15 protein-coding genes are annotated in these 15490 nt (G+C 57.0%); 6 read left to right on the top strand and 9 right to left on the bottom strand.

Translation table 11 applies throughout. The features are described 5' to 3' along the window. Positions 1 to 123: 123 nt before the first annotated feature. The 7 genes from ABWO67_RS14795 to ABWO67_RS14765 form a co-directional block, all read right to left on the bottom strand. Complete coding sequence (locus ABWO67_RS14795) at positions 124 to 1023, bottom strand: LysR family transcriptional regulator (protein WP_353152832.1); 900 nt, start codon at positions 1021 to 1023, stop codon at positions 124 to 126. A gap of 86 nt (positions 1024 to 1109) precedes the next feature. After that, on the bottom strand, positions 1110 to 2081 hold the full coding sequence (locus ABWO67_RS14790) for a Bug family tripartite tricarboxylate transporter substrate binding protein (RefSeq protein ID WP_353152830.1): 972 nt from the start codon (positions 2079 to 2081) through the stop codon (positions 1110 to 1112). 59 nt (positions 2082 to 2140) lie between these two features. Then, the gene (locus tag ABWO67_RS14785; RefSeq protein ID WP_353152828.1) at positions 2141 to 2839 is read right to left on the bottom strand and encodes a 3-oxoacid CoA-transferase subunit B; all 699 of its coding nucleotides are present in this window, start codon (positions 2837 to 2839) and stop codon (positions 2141 to 2143) included. After that, positions 2832 to 3506 carry a 3-oxoacid CoA-transferase subunit A gene (locus ABWO67_RS14780; RefSeq protein WP_353152826.1) on the bottom strand — a complete coding sequence of 225 codons (675 nt, stop codon included), beginning with the start codon at positions 3504 to 3506 and terminating at the stop codon, positions 2832 to 2834. The genes ABWO67_RS14785 and ABWO67_RS14780 overlap by 8 nt, the downstream gene beginning before the upstream one ends. Then, positions 3506 to 4474, bottom strand: coding sequence for a Bug family tripartite tricarboxylate transporter substrate binding protein (locus tag ABWO67_RS14775; protein WP_502930026.1), 969 nt, complete (start codon positions 4472 to 4474; stop codon positions 3506 to 3508). Before ABWO67_RS14775 ends, ABWO67_RS14780 begins: the two co-directional genes overlap by 1 nt. A 44-nt stretch (positions 4475 to 4518) precedes the next feature. Continuing rightward, positions 4519 to 5691, bottom strand: a complete 1173-nt coding sequence (locus tag ABWO67_RS14770) for a thiolase family protein (RefSeq protein WP_353152824.1) — start codon at positions 5689 to 5691, stop codon at positions 4519 to 4521. After that, positions 5691 to 6086 carry a Zn-ribbon domain-containing OB-fold protein gene (locus ABWO67_RS14765; RefSeq protein ID WP_353152822.1) on the bottom strand — a complete coding sequence of 132 codons (396 nt, stop codon included), beginning with the start codon at positions 6084 to 6086 and terminating at the stop codon, positions 5691 to 5693. Before ABWO67_RS14765 ends, ABWO67_RS14770 begins: the two co-directional genes overlap by 1 nt. A gap of 253 nt (positions 6087 to 6339) precedes the next feature. Here ABWO67_RS14765 and ABWO67_RS14760 point away from each other — a divergent pair, with 253 nt between their 5' ends. The 4 genes from ABWO67_RS14760 to ABWO67_RS14745 are packed head-to-tail and all read left to right on the top strand — an operon-like array spanning position 6340 to position 10279. Further along, entirely contained in the window at positions 6340 to 7227 is an 888-nt protein-coding gene (locus ABWO67_RS14760; RefSeq protein ID WP_353152836.1) for an SDR family NAD(P)-dependent oxidoreductase, read from the top strand. A gap of 9 nt (positions 7228 to 7236) precedes the next feature. Beyond that, positions 7237 to 8100, top strand: coding sequence for a MaoC/PaaZ C-terminal domain-containing protein (locus ABWO67_RS14755; RefSeq protein WP_353152820.1), 864 nt, complete (start codon positions 7237 to 7239; stop codon positions 8098 to 8100). Next, positions 8097 to 9290: a CaiB/BaiF CoA transferase family protein gene (locus ABWO67_RS14750; protein ID WP_353152818.1), complete on the top strand. Its 1194-nt coding sequence runs from the start codon at positions 8097 to 8099 to the stop codon at positions 9288 to 9290. Before ABWO67_RS14755 ends, ABWO67_RS14750 begins: the two co-directional genes overlap by 4 nt. Then, entirely contained in the window at positions 9287 to 10279 is a 993-nt protein-coding gene (locus ABWO67_RS14745) for a Bug family tripartite tricarboxylate transporter substrate binding protein (RefSeq protein ID WP_353152816.1), read from the top strand. Before ABWO67_RS14750 ends, ABWO67_RS14745 begins: the two co-directional genes overlap by 4 nt. Before the next feature lie 74 nt (positions 10280 to 10353). On the opposite strand, the gene ABWO67_RS14740 is transcribed toward ABWO67_RS14745, so the two are convergent. Then, on the bottom strand, positions 10354 to 11322 hold the full coding sequence (locus tag ABWO67_RS14740; RefSeq protein WP_502930025.1) for a Bug family tripartite tricarboxylate transporter substrate binding protein: 969 nt from the start codon (positions 11320 to 11322) through the stop codon (positions 10354 to 10356). Positions 11323 to 11362: 40 nt separating this feature from the next. Further along, on the bottom strand, positions 11363 to 12889 hold the full coding sequence (locus ABWO67_RS14735) for a class I adenylate-forming enzyme family protein (protein WP_353152814.1): 1527 nt from the start codon (positions 12887 to 12889) through the stop codon (positions 11363 to 11365). A gap of 224 nt (positions 12890 to 13113) precedes the next feature. Between ABWO67_RS14735 and ABWO67_RS14730 the strand changes: the two genes are divergently transcribed. Together ABWO67_RS14730 and ABWO67_RS14725 are read left to right on the top strand one after the other, a co-directional pair. After that, positions 13114 to 14298, top strand: coding sequence for an acyl-CoA dehydrogenase family protein (locus ABWO67_RS14730; protein ID WP_353152812.1), 1185 nt, complete (start codon positions 13114 to 13116; stop codon positions 14296 to 14298). Between the two features lie 60 nt (positions 14299 to 14358). After that, a complete protein-coding gene (locus ABWO67_RS14725; protein WP_353152810.1) occupies positions 14359 to 15480 on the top strand; it encodes an acyl-CoA dehydrogenase family protein in 1122 nt (373 codons plus the stop codon). Positions 15481 to 15490 lie beyond the last annotated feature (10 nt).

Below are 15490 nucleotides of genomic sequence, written 5' to 3'. Positions count from 1 at the left end.
CGTTTGTACTGTTCATGGAAGCGCCTTAACCCGTTGTTGATGTTAAATCCGACCTCCGTGATTGCAGCCTATCTTGCCAGCAGTGTCCAATTGTTAGTTCGGATGCGGGGCTATAAGAAATATTTATGACCTGGATGGCGCCGATTGCGCGGCGATTTCTTGTGCCAGTCTTGCTACAGTGCGCACAGTGTAATTATCGGGTGATTCCATCCAACATGCAAAGAAACTGATATCGGGTAAACGACTGCCCACGTCCAGCAGGCATAACTTGCCTTGCGATAGCTCTTCAGCAATGACTTCGGGCGCAATGACACAAGGCCCGATGCCCCGGCGGGTCATGTGAACGATGGTGCTCAGCGATGCGCAGCCGTATATCCTGGGTGCTTTGACGCCGGCGTCGATTAATACCGCCTTGACCTCGCGGTAAGGCAGGCTGACGGCTGGGTAGGTGATGACGGGGTAAGGGGCCAGGTCAGAGACGGAAATTTTCCGGCCATGCAGCTTCAGGCTTGGGCTTGCCACCCACACCAGGGAATGGTCGCACAGATGCAAGTGCTGTTCCTTAGCTTCTTGCGAGGTGCCGACCAATAGCGCCAGGTCGATCTGATGGGATACGAGCTGGGCACGCAGGACATGAGTCGTATCTACGTGGATTTCAACGATAAGGGCAGGGTAGGTGTTGTGCAGACGCTCTATGAGTTCGTGCAGCCAGGTTTGCACCAGTGTTTCGGCAACGCCCAGGCGCAGCGTCCCGCCGATGGCATTGTGTTCTTTGGCGACACGCAGCATTTCCTGGCGCATATCGAGCATGCGCTGCGCATGGGAAAGCAGTTCCTGGCCCTTTTCGGTCAGCTTGATGCCGCGTGCCCCTCGTTCGAACAAGCGCACGGCCATGATAGCTTCCATCGCTGCAATCCGCTGCGAGATGGCGGGCTGTGTCGTATTGAGTTTTTCCGAGGCAGCGCGAAACCCGCCGAGTTCTGCAACCCAGACGAAGGCTTCGATCTGCTTGAAATCAATCATGTACGCTTATATCCCAGGATGCCTCGACGGCAAGCGTTGCATGGTACTCCGCTTGCCGGCGCGTCTCAAGCCCCTGGGGCGAACGGCTACTGCATCGTTACGCCTGCTTCCTTGACGGTTTTTTCCCAGCGATTCAGCTCGTTTTCAATATGCTGGCCGAATTCGTCAGGGCTGGATGCGACAACTTCATAGCCAAAGCCTTCCAGTTGTTTCTTTATGGCTGGCGTGCGCGCGGCGTTGGCGAACGCTTTGTTCAGTTTGTCCACAATGGGTTTAGGCGTTCCGGCGGGAGCAAGAATGCCATACCAGCCGTCCACGACGAAGTCAGGGTAGCCCGATTCTTTAATGGTGGGTACGTCGGGCAATAGTGCTGAGCGTTTGGCGCCAGTAACTGCCAAGGCTTTGAGTTTATTGGACGTTACCTGGGGAAGCGAGGTTGAAATGCTGTCAAACATCAGCGATACGTCGCCTGCCAGCAATGCCACGACGGCAGGGCCGCTTCCTTTGTAAGGAATATGCAGCATTTTGATGCCAGCCGTGGATTTGAACATTTCGGCGGCAAGGTGGCTGGTGTTGCCATTTCCGGCCGAGGCAAACGTCAATTTGTCAGGGTTGGACTTCGCGTAAGCCACGAGTTCTTGTATGTTGTTGGCCGGCGTGGCAAATGGCGCCGCGACCAGCAGCGGCAGTGTTGCGACCAGTGATACGGGGGTGAAGTCCTTGCGCGTATCATAAGGCAGATTGGCATACAGGTTGGGATTGATGGCGTGCGCTGCGAGCACCATTAATATCGTGTGGCCGTCGGGCTTGGAACGGGCCAGTTGCGCACTCGCAATCGTGCCGCCTGCGCCAGCTTTGTATTCCAGGACCACCGGTTGCCCCAGCTCTTTTTGCAGCGATGCTGTCAGCGGCCTGGCCAGCATGTCGGCGCTGCCACCAGGCGGGTAGGGGATAAGTAGCTTGATGGGCTGGTTGGGAAAGTCTTGTGCTTGCAGGGCGCTGCCAAACAGCAGGGCTGTCATGGCGGCAAGCCGGAGGATCGATTTGCTTATTGTCATGGTGTTGTCTCCTGGAATGCAGAACGGGCCTGTGGCCCGCTTTTGTTATGGTTTAGGCGTTATACGAGCTGGGGTTCTCCGTCGTGGGTGAGTGAAATGGTTTTCATATCAGGCGACGCATAGAGCGGCGCCCCGGTCCGTTGCTGAAGCTGTTTCATGGTCATTCCCTGGACAAGCGCCCTTACGGTGAACTTGCCGTCAAGCACGTCCACAATAGCCAAGTTTGTGTAAACGGTATCGACGACCCCGACGCCGGTCAATGGATAAGAGCAGGTGTCCAGCAGCTTGGGTTCGCCCTGCTTGGTGGTGTGGTCCATCATGATCAGCACACGCTTTGCGCCGACGGCCAGGTCCATGGCGCCGCCTATGGCTGGAATGGCATCGTGCGCATCGGTAATCCAGTTGGCCAAATCGCCATTGGGGGCGACCTGGAAACCGCCAAGAATAGAGAAATCAAGGTGGCCGCCGCGCATCATGGCAAACGAGATCGTGTGCTCGGTGATAGAGGCACCCGCCAGCAAGGTGACGGGAACGCGGCTGGCATTGATCAAGTCCAGGTCGATATCGTCATCCAGTGCGGTTTGCCCCATGCCCAGTATGCCGTTTTCACTGTGAAGCAGCACTTCCCGTTCGGCGGGCAGGTAGTCGGCAACCAGTGTAGGCATACCTATGCCCAGATTGACGGTTGCTCCTTCGGGAATGTCGTGTGCAACCAGCTGGGCAATTTGCTGTCGATTCAGCGAAAGGAAATCAGTCATGTTTCTTGCCTGCCAGAACAACGGATTGAACGAATATAGCCTGCGTCATCACTTGTTCAGGAGGAATGTCGCCCACCTGGACAATGACATCGACCTGGGCAATGGTGTGCCGGGCAGCCATGCTCATGACGGGGTTGAAATTGCGGGCGGCCAGGCGGTAGGTCAGGTTGCCCATGCGATCCCCGTGATGCGCGCGGATCAAGGCAAAATCGGCGGACAGAGGCTGTTCAAGCACGTAGCCCCTGCCGTCGACCACTCGTTGTTCTTTGCCTTCGGCGACCCGTGTTCCATAGCCAGTAGGGGTAAAGAACGGGCCCAGCCCGGCGCCAGCGGCGCGCAAGCGCTCTGCCAAGGTGCCTTGCGGTACGCATTCCAGCTCGAGTTCGCCCGCACGGTATGCCTTGGCGAATATTTCGGAATTGGGCGGACGAGGGTGAGAGCAAATGGCTTTGCGTACACGCTTGGCTGCAACCAGCGCTGCAATGCCGCGCTCACCGGCGCCGGCATTGTTGCTGATGATGGTCAGGTCGCGCGTGCCCAGGTCCAGCAAGGCATCGATTAGCTCGAAAGGGATGCCCGTTTCGCCGAAGCCGCCGATCAGGACGCTTGCGCCGTCAGGAATGATTTGCACCGCTTCGGTCAGCGATGATTTGATCTTGTTAATCATTAGTTGGTGGCCGTCAGGTTGGCCGCCTTGACGGTGGCTTCCCAGCGCGCGCGCTCTGCAGTAATAAATGAACCGAACTCCGCAGGCGTATTGCCTCCGGCCTTGCCGCCCATTTCCTTGAAACGGGTTTGCAGTTCTGGTGTATCGAGCGCCGCTTTGGCGCCAGCGTAGATTTTGTCGACGACGTCTTGCGGGGTTCCCTTGGGAGCGAGCAAACCAAACCAGGCGGTTACTACCATATCGGATACGCCGGCTTCAGCCATGGTGGGCACATCGGGAAGCTCGCTGACGCGCTCATCGCTGGTGACCGCCAACGCACGGAACTTGCCTGATTTGATGGATCCCAGGGAGCTGGGCAGGTTGTCTATCATGAAGGTGAACTGGTTGCCCAGCAAGGCGGCAACTGCGGGACCCGCACCTTTATAGGGGACGTGGGTTGCCTCAATGCCGGCGCGCTGTTTAAAGAGTTCGCCCGATAGATGCGGCGACTGGCCGGCGCCTGAACTACCGAAGGTATAGCTTTCAGGTTTTTCCTTGCCTCTCTTGATGAGATCTTTGACGTCCTTTGCTGGCGACTCTGTATTCACGACCAGAACGTTCGGCACGGAAATGACCAGTGTGATCGGAGTAAAGTCTTCCGGCGTGTACGGCAGCTTTTTGTACATGCTGTAGTTGATCGCATTGGGCCCGATGTTGCCCATGATCAGTGTGTAGCCATCAGGCGCGGAGCGGACCAGCTGCTGTGTGCCAATGATGCCGGCAGCGCCAGCGCGGTTCTCCACCACGACCGATGTGTCCAGTTCTTTGGCCAACTTCTCGCTAAGCAGACGAGTGGCGATATCGGTTGTGCCGCCGGGCGCTGCTGGAACAATGATGGTGATGGGGCGATCCGGCCATGCTGCCTGAGCGCACAGGGGAAGGATAAGCGCCATGGCGGCGGCGATACTTGAAAGTCGGCTAAGCTTCATTGTTGATCCTTGTGGAGGCTGTCCTGGTGAGTTGGTACAGCGCGCTAAAGCGCTGCCTGCGTGCCAAGAATGGCGGTGGACTGGCTGGACAGCGTTCCGCCATTGCCATGCACCAGTGCTGTCTCGGCGCCCGCAATCTGGCGCTCGCCGCAGCTTGCGCGCAGTTGCCTGACTGCTTCAATCATGATGAAAATGCCGTACATGCCTGGATGTATGCAAGACAGGCCGCCGCCGTTGGTATTGACGGGGAGACGGCCGCCGGGGGCGATGGCGCCGTTGCTCACAAAATCGCCGCCTTCGCCCTTTTTGCAGAAGCCCAAGTCTTCAAGGAACAAAATGGTATTAATAGTAAAAGCGTCATAAAGCTCGACGACGTCAATGTCCTTCGGCGCAAGACCGGCCATTTCGAAGGCCAGGCGGCCTGATTGCTGCGCGGCGGTTACCGTCAGGTCGGCCATGGACGAGATTTGACGATTCCAGACAGCGGTGGAATTACCCAGTACATAGACCGGCTTTTGTTTCAGGTCTTTGGCCCTGTCAGCACGTACCAGCACGTAGGCGCCTGCGCCGTCGGTGACCAGGCAGCAGTCTCGAACCGATAGGGGATCCGACACCATGCGCGATGACAGCACTTCTTCAATAGTCAGCGGGTCACGCTGGCTGGCTTCAGGGTTTAATTGGGCCCACCGACGTGCAGCCACTGCCACTTCTGCCAGGTGTTCGCGGCGGGTGCCATACTGATGCATGTGGCGCGCGGCCACTAAAGCGTATGAGCTTAGCGGGTTCAGCGGGTTGTAGGGGGCTTCGTAGGGCTGCGGGTCCAGCTTGCTCCTGATGGTGCCGATTTCGGCACGGCTCATCGTCGAGGTGCGTTGCGTGCTGCCATAGCAGACCAGCACGGCATTGCATTGGCCTGATTCCAGCGCATGGATGGCGGGCATCAGGTGAGCGACAAAGCTTGAGCCTCCCAGCATGGTGCTGTCGACGAAAGTGGGCTTGATGCCCAAGTGTTCAATGACAGGCATGGCCCACATCGAGGCCGACACGCTTGCGGTGGCGATGCCATCGATATCCTGCATGGTCAGGCCGGCGTCGGCCACTGCGCGATGGGCGGCTTGCACTAGAATTTCCATTTCGGTAAAGCCATGGGCCTGTCCGAGACCTGCCTGCCCAACACCTGCGATGGCGACGGCGCCGCGAAGTTTCTTGTCTATCATTATTTTGTCTCCGCTACAGTGAACACGACCAACTTTCCGTTTTCCCCATCCGCCACGCGGGCCGTTACAGGCATGCCGATGGAGACGGCGTCGGGCGCCACGCCTTCGACGCGCGACATCATGCGGGGGCCTTCGGCCAGATCGATGAGCGCCACGTTGTAGTCGCCGCCGTGCTCGGCTTTGCGACGAACGACAGTCGTCGAATACACCACGCCATTGCCCGAAGGCGCAAACCACTCAAGCTTGTCAGATCCACAGTGCGGGCAGATCATGCGGGGGTAGAAAACCCCGGTCGCGCAAGATTGGCAGCGTTGAATCAGAAAATTGCCTTGGTCCAGTTGGTCGCGATAATACTTATCGGCGCCCACTGCCGACGATGATGTTGCATCCGACATGCTGATATGTCCTCCAATGATAGTTGGCCTATTGTCGGGCTTGTTTCGCCGGAATGGGAATCTCGTTTTTATTAGGCCTGTGTTTTGCACTTGTTAAGTAAGGGTTTACTGTCACTTAATGAGGGGTTAAGTCGCTCTTTCTGAAAATGAAGTTGAAGCCCATAGTGATTTACTCTACTGTGATTGGCTGCGCCGGTCGGCGAACGCAGGCGTGGCCTGCAGCAATACATCAGACAACATGGAGATTCAAGAAATGGGCGATATCGTAACGGGCAAGGTAGCTGTAGTCACCGGTGCAGGCGGCGGCATAGGTAAGGGCATTGCCCTGGCGTTGGCGGCTGCCGGTGCGCGCGTCGTGGTCAACGATATTGGTGCGGCCCAGGCGCAAAGCGTGGTAGACGAGATCAAGGCAGCCGGCGGCCAGGCCGTGGCGAACACCGACAGTGTGGCAAGCCGCGCCAGCGCTGAACAGATTGTGCAAACGGCGGTCGATGTGTACGGAAAAATCGATATCGTCGTTAATAATGCTGGCAATTTGCGCGATCGTCTATTTCATAAGATGAGCGAAGAGGAGTGGTCGCAAGTCCTGGACGTGCACTTGAACGGTTCGTTCAATGTCAGCCGTGCGGCGGCCCCTTATTTCCGCCAGCAGGAATCCGGCGCCTATGTGCACATGACTTCGACGTCGGGCCTGATCGGCAATTTCGGGCAGGCCAACTATTCCGCAGCCAAAATGGGTATTGTGGGCTTGTCGAAGTCCATCGCCCTGGACATGTCGCGTTTCAATGTGCGCTCCAACTGCATCGCGCCGTTCGCGTGGACCGCCATGACCAGTTCGATTCCTGCTGAAACGCCGGAAGAGAAAGCCCGTGTGCTGAAACTGCAGAAAATGGAAGCGGGCAAGATCGCGCCGTTGGTGGTGTACTTGGGCAGCGACGCCGCCAGCGAAGTCACCGGGCAGATTTTTGCGGTGCGCGCCAATGAAATTATGCTGTTCAGCCAACCGCGCCCTATACGCTCCGTGCATATGTCGACAGGCTGGACGCCGGAAGACATCGCTGAAATCGCGATACCCGCCATGAAGAATGATTTTTTCAAGCTTGAACGTTCGCCTGAAGTGATCGGTTGGGATCCCATCTAAGGAAGCATCATGGCAATCGATTACGATCTGATCAAGAACTGGCAGTTTGCGGATGTGCGCCAGGCCTACACCGAGAAGGACGTGATGTTGTACGCCCTTAGTATCGGGCTGGCGCAAGACCCGCTGGATGAATCGCAGCTGCCGTTTGTGTATGAGGCGAACCTGAAGGTGTTCCCCAGCATGGCCGCCGTACTGGGCTACCCGGGGTTCTGGATGAAAGACCCCAAGGCGGGAATTACGTGGGTCAAGCTGGTGCATGGCGAGCAGCGCATGGCCTTTCATCAGCCTTTCCCCGCGTCTGGCGAGGTCATTGGGCGTAGCCGCATATCGCACGTTATCGACAAGGGCGCCGATAAAGGCGCGCTGGTCGTGACCGAGCGCAAAATTTATAACGCCGCCAATGAAGATCTGCTGGCGACGGTTCAGCAGGTTACCTTCTGCCGCGCCGATGGCGGATTCGGCACCAGCGACGAAGCACCCGAGGCCTTGCCCAAGGTGCCGTCCACACCGCCCGATCATGTGTGCGCCTTGCCCACCCTGCCCAATGCGGCGTTGCTGTATCGACTGAATGCGGATTTGAATCCATTGCATGTCGATCCTGCAGTGGCCCGTCAGGCCGGCTATCCACAGCCGATTTTGCACGGTTTGTGCACCTACGGTGTGGCCACGCACGCTATCGTCAAGACATTATGCGCCTATGATCCCAACCGCCTTGCTTATTTGAATACGCGATTCTCGGCGCCTGTTTATCCAGGAGAAACGCTGGTTGTCGAGATGTGGCAAGGGCAAGCTGGTACGGTTCAGTTTCAGGCCAAGGTCGCCGAGCGCGACATCGTGGTGTTAAGTAATGGTATTGCAGGAGTGAAGGCATGAGCGAACGCGTTGCGCCGCTAGACGGTATTAAAGTCCTGGACTTGTCCAGGATTCTCGCCGGACCGTGGTGTAGCCAGAACCTGGCTGACCTTGGCGCCGATGTGCTCAAGGTTGAACGTCCCGTTGTGGGCGACGATACGCGAACCTGGGGCCCCCCGTTTCTGAAAGACGCCGACGGCGCCGATACCAGCGAAGCGGCCTATTATTTAAGCACCAACCGAAATAAACGTTCTATCGTCATCGATATCGCCAGCCCCGAAGGGGCCGAACTGGTTCGGGAAATGGCCAAGAAATGCGATGTGTTGCTTGAGAATTTCAAGGTGGGCGGGCTGAAAAAATACGGTCTGGATTACGACAGCATCAAGGAAATCAATCCTCGCCTTATTTATTGTTCCATCACAGGCTTTGGGCAAACCGGCCCCATGGCCGAACTGCCGGGTTATGACTTCATGATCCAGGGCATGGGCGGGTTGATGAGCATTACCGGCGAGCGCGATGATTTGCCCGGTGGCGGGCCCCAAAAGGCCGGTGTGGCGGTCACCGACATTATCACTGGCATGTATGCAACGGTTGCGGTGATGGGGGCCTTGCAAGAAAGGCATCGCAGCGGCCTGGGCCAGCATATCGATGTGGCGCTGCTGGACTGCCACGTAGCGATGCTGGCCAATCAGAATCTGAACTACATGACGACGGGCGTGGCGCCCAGGCGCGCCGGTAATGCGCACCAGAATGTGGTGCCTTATCAGGTATTCGCATCCAGCGATGGCCATCTTATTGTGGCCACGGGCAACGATTCTCAATATCGGGCTTATTGTGGCGCTATCGGCAGGCCAGACCTGGCGGTCAATCCCGATTATGCAACCAATAGCCAGCGCTTGATTAATCGTGTGGCCTTGATTGCAGAGCTTGAGGCCATCATGAAGACGCGAACGCGCGATGACTGGATCGCCGCATTGCAAAATGTGGGCGTGCCTTGTGGCCCTATCAATACGATAGAGCAGGTGTTCGAGAATCCGCAGGTCAAGGCCCGGGAAATCTGGAAAACCATGCCGCACCCGCTGGCCGGCACGACGCCGACCACGGCCAGCCCTATCCGCTATTCGGCCACGCCAGTTCAATACCGGATGGCGCCGCCTTTGCTCGGACAACATACTGAAGAAATACTGAAAGAACTAGGGATAGAAAAATGAAAACCATAGATCGTCGTCAAGTGTTGGCCGGCATGGGCTTGGGGATGCTGGGGCTGGCGTTGCCCGCATCCATGGCATGGGCTGCCGAGACCGCCTGGCCTACCCGCGCTGTTAACTTCACAGTAACGTTTCCTGCTGGCGGTCCTGTAGATACATCCGCCCGCTTTGTGACCAAGCCGCTGGGTGAAATGTGGGGCCAGCCTGCTATCGTGGATAACAAGGCTGGGGCTGGCGGTATCGTTGGCGCGCGGCATGCGCTTAACGCAAAGCCGGATGGCTACTCCTTCTTTTTTCCTGCCATTCACCATTCGGTATTGCCCAGCCTGCGCAAAGATCTGGGTTACGACATACAAACTGACTTTGAGCCCGTGGGGTCCGTGGCCAGGTTTCCTATCATCCTGGCTGTGCATCCGTCGTTGCCGGTTCGCAGCGTGCAAGAGCTGATCACTTATGCCAAGGCGAACCCTGGCAAGGTTTCCTTCAGTTCGTCGGGCACTGGCGGAGGTACGCATCTGGCGGGCGAACTGTTCAATAGCCTGGCCGGCGTCAAGCTGCAGCATATCCCTTATCGGGGCAGTGCTCCGGCCATGCAAGACTTGGTGGGCGGGCAGGTTCAGGTGATGTTTGCCGACGCGCCGTCGGCGTTGCCGTTCATCAAATCGGGTCATATCATCGCCCTGGGCGTGGGTAACCCTGAACGTTCAACGCTTGCCCCCGACTTGCCTACTATCGCGGAAGCGGGCGTGCCCAATTATGAAGCCTATTCCTGGGCTGGCCTGATGGCGCCCAAGGGGACTCCGCCAGCCATTATCAAGAAGCTGAATCACGACTTGGTAACGGTATTGAAGGATCCTGCGGTAGGTCCGTCCATGGCTGCCGCCGGTGCGGAACCCATGCCAGGATCGCCCGAGGATTTTGCCAACTTCCTGGATAGCGAAATCAAGAAGTGGGCTAAAGTCATCAACGACGCCGGCATTACGATCGAATAGGTCCTAGGGTGTAAAAAAGCCTCCGATTCTGTCATGGAATCGGAGGCTTTTTTTGCTGCGTTATTCTGCGACGCTTAATTGGTTTCTATTTTGGCCTTTTTAATCACTTCGTCCCACATCGCATACTCACGCTTGGCCTTGTCCAACAGCTCGGCGCCAGTGCTCAGGTTGATCGTGTAACCGCCAGCCTGCATGGTTTTGTCGAAGTCGGGATTCTTGGTCACGTTCGCCAGCGCGGTCGACAACTTTTCCTGGATATCGGTCGGCAGGTTTTTAGGCGTTATCAGCGCGTACCAACCTGTGACCTCGTAGTCTTTGACCCCGGCTTCTACCATTGACGGTACATTGGGCAGGCCTGCGTTGCGTTCACGCGATGTCACCGCCAGCGCCCGTACTTTGCCGCTTTCGATGTAAGGAATTGCCGTGCTGGTAATGTCGAACATATAAGTGATCTTGCCGCCGATCACGTCGATCATGGCAGGCGAATTGCCGCGGTATGGCACGTGCAGCATTTCTGTGTCGGTTTTTTGCTTGAGCAACTCGGCAGACAGATGGTTGGATGCACCGACGCCGGCTGATCCGAACGACACAGCGTTTGGATCTTTCTTGGCATAGGCAACCAGTTCCTGGATGTTCTTTACCGGAATGTCTTTGTTGATGACCAGGACATTGGTGTAGTCGACGATATTGCCGATGTAGGTGAAATCCTTATCCAGATTGAGCTTGGCATTTTTCTGAATCAACGGCGTAATGGTGAGCGTAGGGCTGGCCACAAAGTTGATGGTGTAGCCGTCGGGTTGAGCCCGCGAGGTCGATTCAGCCGCAATCATGCCGCTGGCGCCGGTGCGGTTTTCTACGATTACCGGTTGCTTGAGCTCATCACCCAAGTATTTTGCAAAAGTCCGGGCGCTAGTGTCTACCGGGCCGCCGGGCGAGTAGCCGACAATCAGCTTGATGGGCTGGGCCGGCCATGCGGCCTGAGCGTTTACGTTGGCGGCAGTCATAAGCCCTGCGGCAAATAGAAAGGCGGTTTTGAGTTTCATGGATTGTCTCCCGTTTTTGTAAAATGGCGATGCCATGCTGTTATGACTTGTTTGTTAAGCAAGCCCTTAAAGGTTCTTTTTGAAGCTTGCCACTGAGGGTGGTGGGGATTTGTGCCGACTTTATCAATCGGGCAGGCCGTTTATAAGGAGCCAGGTTCGCCGCCAAATATGCGGCCAGCGCCTGTTCATCCAGGGTCGCGCCAGGCTCCGTTTCATAAAAGGCAATGACCTCTTCATTGCCGTCGTCTTGCCGCAGGCCGACCACGGCTGACAGGCGTATGCCATCAAAAGCGTTAATGACGGCTTCCACTTCCTGGGGGTATACATTGAACCCAGAACGAATAATCAGATCTTTGGAGCGGCCGGTAATGAACAATGCGTTGTTCGCATCCAGATAGCCGATGTCGCCGGTATTGAGCCAGCCCTCAGGCAGCAGCGCCTCGCGGGTTTGTTCGGGGTTGCGGTAATAGCCCAGCATCACGCCAGGGCCTTTGATGACGATGTCGCCTTTTTCGCCAGGCTCCACCGGCACGCCGTCGCGCCTGATCTCGACCTGCACTCCATCGACGACGCAGCCGGCAGAGCAATCGTCGCGCGGTTCATCGATATTGGTTACGCATACTGAACCGGCATATTCGGTGATGCCAAAGCCATGATGCAGCGGCAGGCCAAATAAAGCCTGGACTTTGGACTTAAGTGCGGGGTCCAGGGCCGCGCCGCCCGTATACACATAGCGCAGCGTAGGCGCGCTGACTTGTTGGCCCGCTGTGGCTGAAAGAAGGCGTACAAACATGGTCGGCACGCCTTGCAGCATGCTGATGCCTGGCTTTACCAGAGATTGCAACACATCCTGTACGTCGAACTTGGATCGCAAGACCAGGCTGGCGCCGGCATGGAAGGTTGCCATCAGTACTGTCGCCAGTCCGAAAATATGCGAGATAGGCAAGGCGGCGTACGCAATGTCTGCGGGGCCGAGCCGGCGCGATGCAGCCGATATGCCAGCGAAATGCAATAGGCCTTTATGGCTAACCATGACGCCTTTCGGCGCACCAGTTGTGCCTGAGGTATAGATTAATGTGGCGACCGCCTGTGCACACTCTGGCGTCTCCGGCGGCGTGCTGCTGGGCAGGACCGCATACTGGTTTCCGTCCGGAAACACACGGGCATCACACGCTAGCGCTGCGTGGTCGGAAGCATGGCCTTCGGCCGCGGCGGACACGCGCGCGGTAAAAAACATCAGGGAAGGATCACAGTGCTTGGCGATGGCCTCGATCTCGCGAGCGCTCAGGCGGGCATTGACCCCAACCGGCCACGCACCAATCAGGCTGCATGCAAAAAGCATGCTTATCATTTCAGGACAGTTCTCACCGATCAGCATGACTTTATGACCTGACGAAACACCTAGTCCTTTAAGCCAGCCAGCTGTTGCCTGGATGGTATTCCAGAGTTCGCCATAGCTTATGGGCGGCCCGTTCTCAGGGTATAGGCAGATGGCCTCCGTGTTCTGGGTGGCTTGGCGTTGCGGGACCTCGTGGATGAATCGCGGTGTAGTTATAGTCGTATTCATTCTTCTCGATATAGGGAGGCGAGCCGGTGTGCCGCCCTATGCGGTTAGTCATGGGCTGTTCAGTCTCCTTGCAAACACGCTTATTGGCAATTCCGTTTTGCTTAAGAGGGACTTTTGCAAGTAGAAGTGCCGTGCATTTGGCATACGTGAAGGGAGGCTTTTAAAAAGCGGTATTGTGGGGCAGGGGGTTAACTTGGTAGATTCCAACCCAAAGGAGAAGTGCTATGGATTTGACGTGGAATGAACAAGAGCGAGCCTTCCGCCAGGAAGTGCGCAGTTTTGTGCAGGCAGAGTTGCCGGCCGATATCCGTGCGAAGGTGCTCAAGCACCAGCGGCTGATCAATACCGACTACATACGCTGGCATCGGATACTGGCCCAAAAGGGCTGGGGCGCGCCGACTTGGCCTGTCGAATTTGGTGGTACGGGTTGGGGGCCGATGCAGCGCCTGATCTTTGAGATTGAATGTTTCAAAGGCGGGGCGCCGCGCCTTTTGCCTTTCGGCCTGGGCATGATTGGTCCGGTATTGATGAAGTACGGCAGTCCGGAACTTCAGGCGCGCTTCCTGCCCCGGATGCAGACGGTGGAAGACTGGTGGTGCCAAGGCTATTCCGAGCCTGGCGCGGGTTCCGACTTGGTGTCGCTGAAAACGCGCGCTGTCCGGACCGCCGACGGCTATGTGGTCAATGGTCAGAAAACCTGGACCACGCTGGCCCAGTACGCGGACTGGATGTTTTGTCTGGCGCGCACTGATCCCGATGCCAAGCCGCAACGCGGGATATCCCTGCTGCTGATCGATTTGCGTCAGCCCGGGGTTACCGTCAGGCCCATTCGCACGCTGGATGGCGGGGTCGACGTCAACGAAGTGTGGCTAGACGATGTGAAGGTGCCGTTTGAAAACCTGGTGGGCACCGAGAATGAAGGCTGGACCTACGCCAAATATTTGCTTGGTCATGAACGAACCGGGATAGCGGGCATAGGCCATTGTCATCGTGAACTGAAGATACTGAAAGACCTGGCCGCCGAAACGCTAATCGATGGCAAGCCCGCAAAGCAAAATGCACGACTGAAAGAAAAAATCGTTCGTATCGAGATCGATATCCAGGCGCTGGAAATGTTGTTGCTGCGGGTTGCGGCAAGCAGCGACCAGGGCCCTGGTCCGCAGGCCTCGATACTGAAAATCCGCGGCTCGGAGATTCAACAAGATCTGGCCATGCTGCAAATGGAAGTCATGGGTGTGGATGCCTGGCCGTATGACGCGGACTGGATGGAGTCTGACGCAGACTTTTTCGGGCCGGGGCCAGAGTTTGCCGCAGCCGCCTCGGCAGGCTATTTCGACATGCGTAAAACCACTATTTACGGAGGAACAACCGAAGTGCAAAAGACCATTATCGCGAAGATGATGCTTTGATCATCCCGGCAGGGACTTGGTCGCCAACGGTTGGTTTTTTATTCCACAGGAAAAAAGAAAATGGATTTTACGTATAACGAAGAACAGCGCATGTTGACCGATAGCCTGCGTCGACTGGTCGCAGACAATTGGAGCTTCGATCAGCGGCGCAAGCGCGCGCAACAGCCAGGCCTGGACTCGCAAGCATGGCAGTCGCTGGCTGATTTGGGTGTTTCGGGCTTGCTGATTCCCGAGCAGTACGAGGGTTTTGGCGAATCGCCGGCAACGCTGATTGCCATTCAGTTTGAGCTGGGCCGCGGGCTGGTCTCTGAGCCTGTCATTCCCAGTTCGGTCATGGCGACGACCTTATTGTTGAATAGTCCTAACGAGCAGCTCAAGTCCGAATGTTTGCCGTTGATGGCGGCGGGATCATTGGTTTGCGCGCTGGCCTATCTTGAACCCGAACAGCGCAATGCCGTGGCCCCTGCCTCGACCCAAGCGGTCGAGGGCGCGGACGGCTTCACTCTGGATGGGAAAAAGAAACTGGTGTGGCAGGGAACCAGTGCACACAAACTCATCATCAGCGCGGTGTTAGGTGGAGAAACCGCGCTATTCCTGGTGCCGGCAGATGTCGCGGGTCTTGCCATGCAGGATTTCCCGACGATAGATGGCTATCGCTGCGCCAGCATTGAATTACAGGGCGTACAGTTGCCAACCTCGGCATTGATCGCCAAGGGGCGAGCTGCCGATGACGCCTTGGCTGCGGCCATGGACTATGGCATCGCGGCAATATGCGCCCATGCAGCCGGGGCGATGGAGCGGCTGGTGGAAATAACCGCCGATTACCTCAAGACGCGTCATCAATTTGGCCGCCCGCTAGCCGACTTCCAGGTATTGCAGCATCGCCTGGCCGATATGCTGCTGCATAAAGAGCTGGCCGCCTCGATGGCTTATGTCGCTGCCAGCGCGTTGGGCGAAACGGATGCCGATGAACGCCGCCGTTTATTGTCTTCCGCCAAGGTGTCGGTGGCTGAAGCTGGCCGCTTCGTCGGCCAGAATGCGGTGCAATCGCATGGCGGCATAGGGATGACTGACGAGCTGGAGGTGGGCGATTATTTCAAGCGCCTGACGTATACGGATTACTTGCTGGGCGATACCGACTTTCATTTGCAGCGTCTGGAAGACTTGTACGATAGGGAATAAGCGTCTTTCC

Origin of the sequence: Pollutimonas bauzanensis (genome assembly GCF_040393045.1) — a bacterium.
Classification (GTDB): Bacteria; Pseudomonadota; Gammaproteobacteria; order Burkholderiales; family Burkholderiaceae_B; genus Pollutimonas; species Pollutimonas bauzanensis_A.
The sequence above is the reverse complement of the archived record's forward strand: the minus strand, read 5'-3'. Positions and strand labels throughout refer to the sequence as shown.

Excerpts from the sequence above, each read along its gene's own strand:
- ABWO67_RS14795 (WP_353152832.1), bottom strand. The coding sequence starts at position 1,023 with ATGATTGATTTCAAGCAGATCGAAGCCTTCGTCTGGGTTGCAGAACTC.
- ABWO67_RS14790 (WP_353152830.1), bottom strand. The coding sequence starts at position 2,081 with ATGACAATAAGCAAATCGATCCTCCGGCTTGCCGCCATGACAGCCCTG.
- ABWO67_RS14785 (WP_353152828.1), bottom strand. The coding sequence starts at position 2,839 with ATGACTGATTTCCTTTCGCTGAATCGACAGCAAATTGCCCAGCTGGTT.
- ABWO67_RS14780 (WP_353152826.1), bottom strand. The coding sequence starts at position 3,506 with ATGATTAACAAGATCAAATCATCGCTGACCGAAGCGGTGCAAATCATT.
- ABWO67_RS14775 (WP_502930026.1), bottom strand. The coding sequence starts at position 4,474 with ATGAAGCTTAGCCGACTTTCAAGTATCGCCGCCGCCATGGCGCTTATC.
- ABWO67_RS14770 (WP_353152824.1), bottom strand. The coding sequence starts at position 5,691 with ATGATAGACAAGAAACTTCGCGGCGCCGTCGCCATCGCAGGTGTTGGG.
- ABWO67_RS14765 (WP_353152822.1), bottom strand. The coding sequence starts at position 6,086 with ATGTCGGATGCAACATCATCGTCGGCAGTGGGCGCCGATAAGTATTAT.
- ABWO67_RS14760 (WP_353152836.1), top strand. The coding sequence starts at position 6,340 with ATGGGCGATATCGTAACGGGCAAGGTAGCTGTAGTCACCGGTGCAGGC.
- ABWO67_RS14755 (WP_353152820.1), top strand. The coding sequence starts at position 7,237 with ATGGCAATCGATTACGATCTGATCAAGAACTGGCAGTTTGCGGATGTG.
- ABWO67_RS14750 (WP_353152818.1), top strand. The coding sequence starts at position 8,097 with ATGAGCGAACGCGTTGCGCCGCTAGACGGTATTAAAGTCCTGGACTTG.
- ABWO67_RS14745 (WP_353152816.1), top strand. The coding sequence starts at position 9,287 with ATGAAAACCATAGATCGTCGTCAAGTGTTGGCCGGCATGGGCTTGGGG.
- ABWO67_RS14740 (WP_502930025.1), bottom strand. The coding sequence starts at position 11,322 with ATGAAACTCAAAACCGCCTTTCTATTTGCCGCAGGGCTTATGACTGCC.
- ABWO67_RS14735 (WP_353152814.1), bottom strand. The coding sequence starts at position 12,889 with ATGAATACGACTATAACTACACCGCGATTCATCCACGAGGTCCCGCAA.
- ABWO67_RS14730 (WP_353152812.1), top strand. The coding sequence starts at position 13,114 with ATGGATTTGACGTGGAATGAACAAGAGCGAGCCTTCCGCCAGGAAGTG.
- ABWO67_RS14725 (WP_353152810.1), top strand. The coding sequence starts at position 14,359 with ATGGATTTTACGTATAACGAAGAACAGCGCATGTTGACCGATAGCCTG.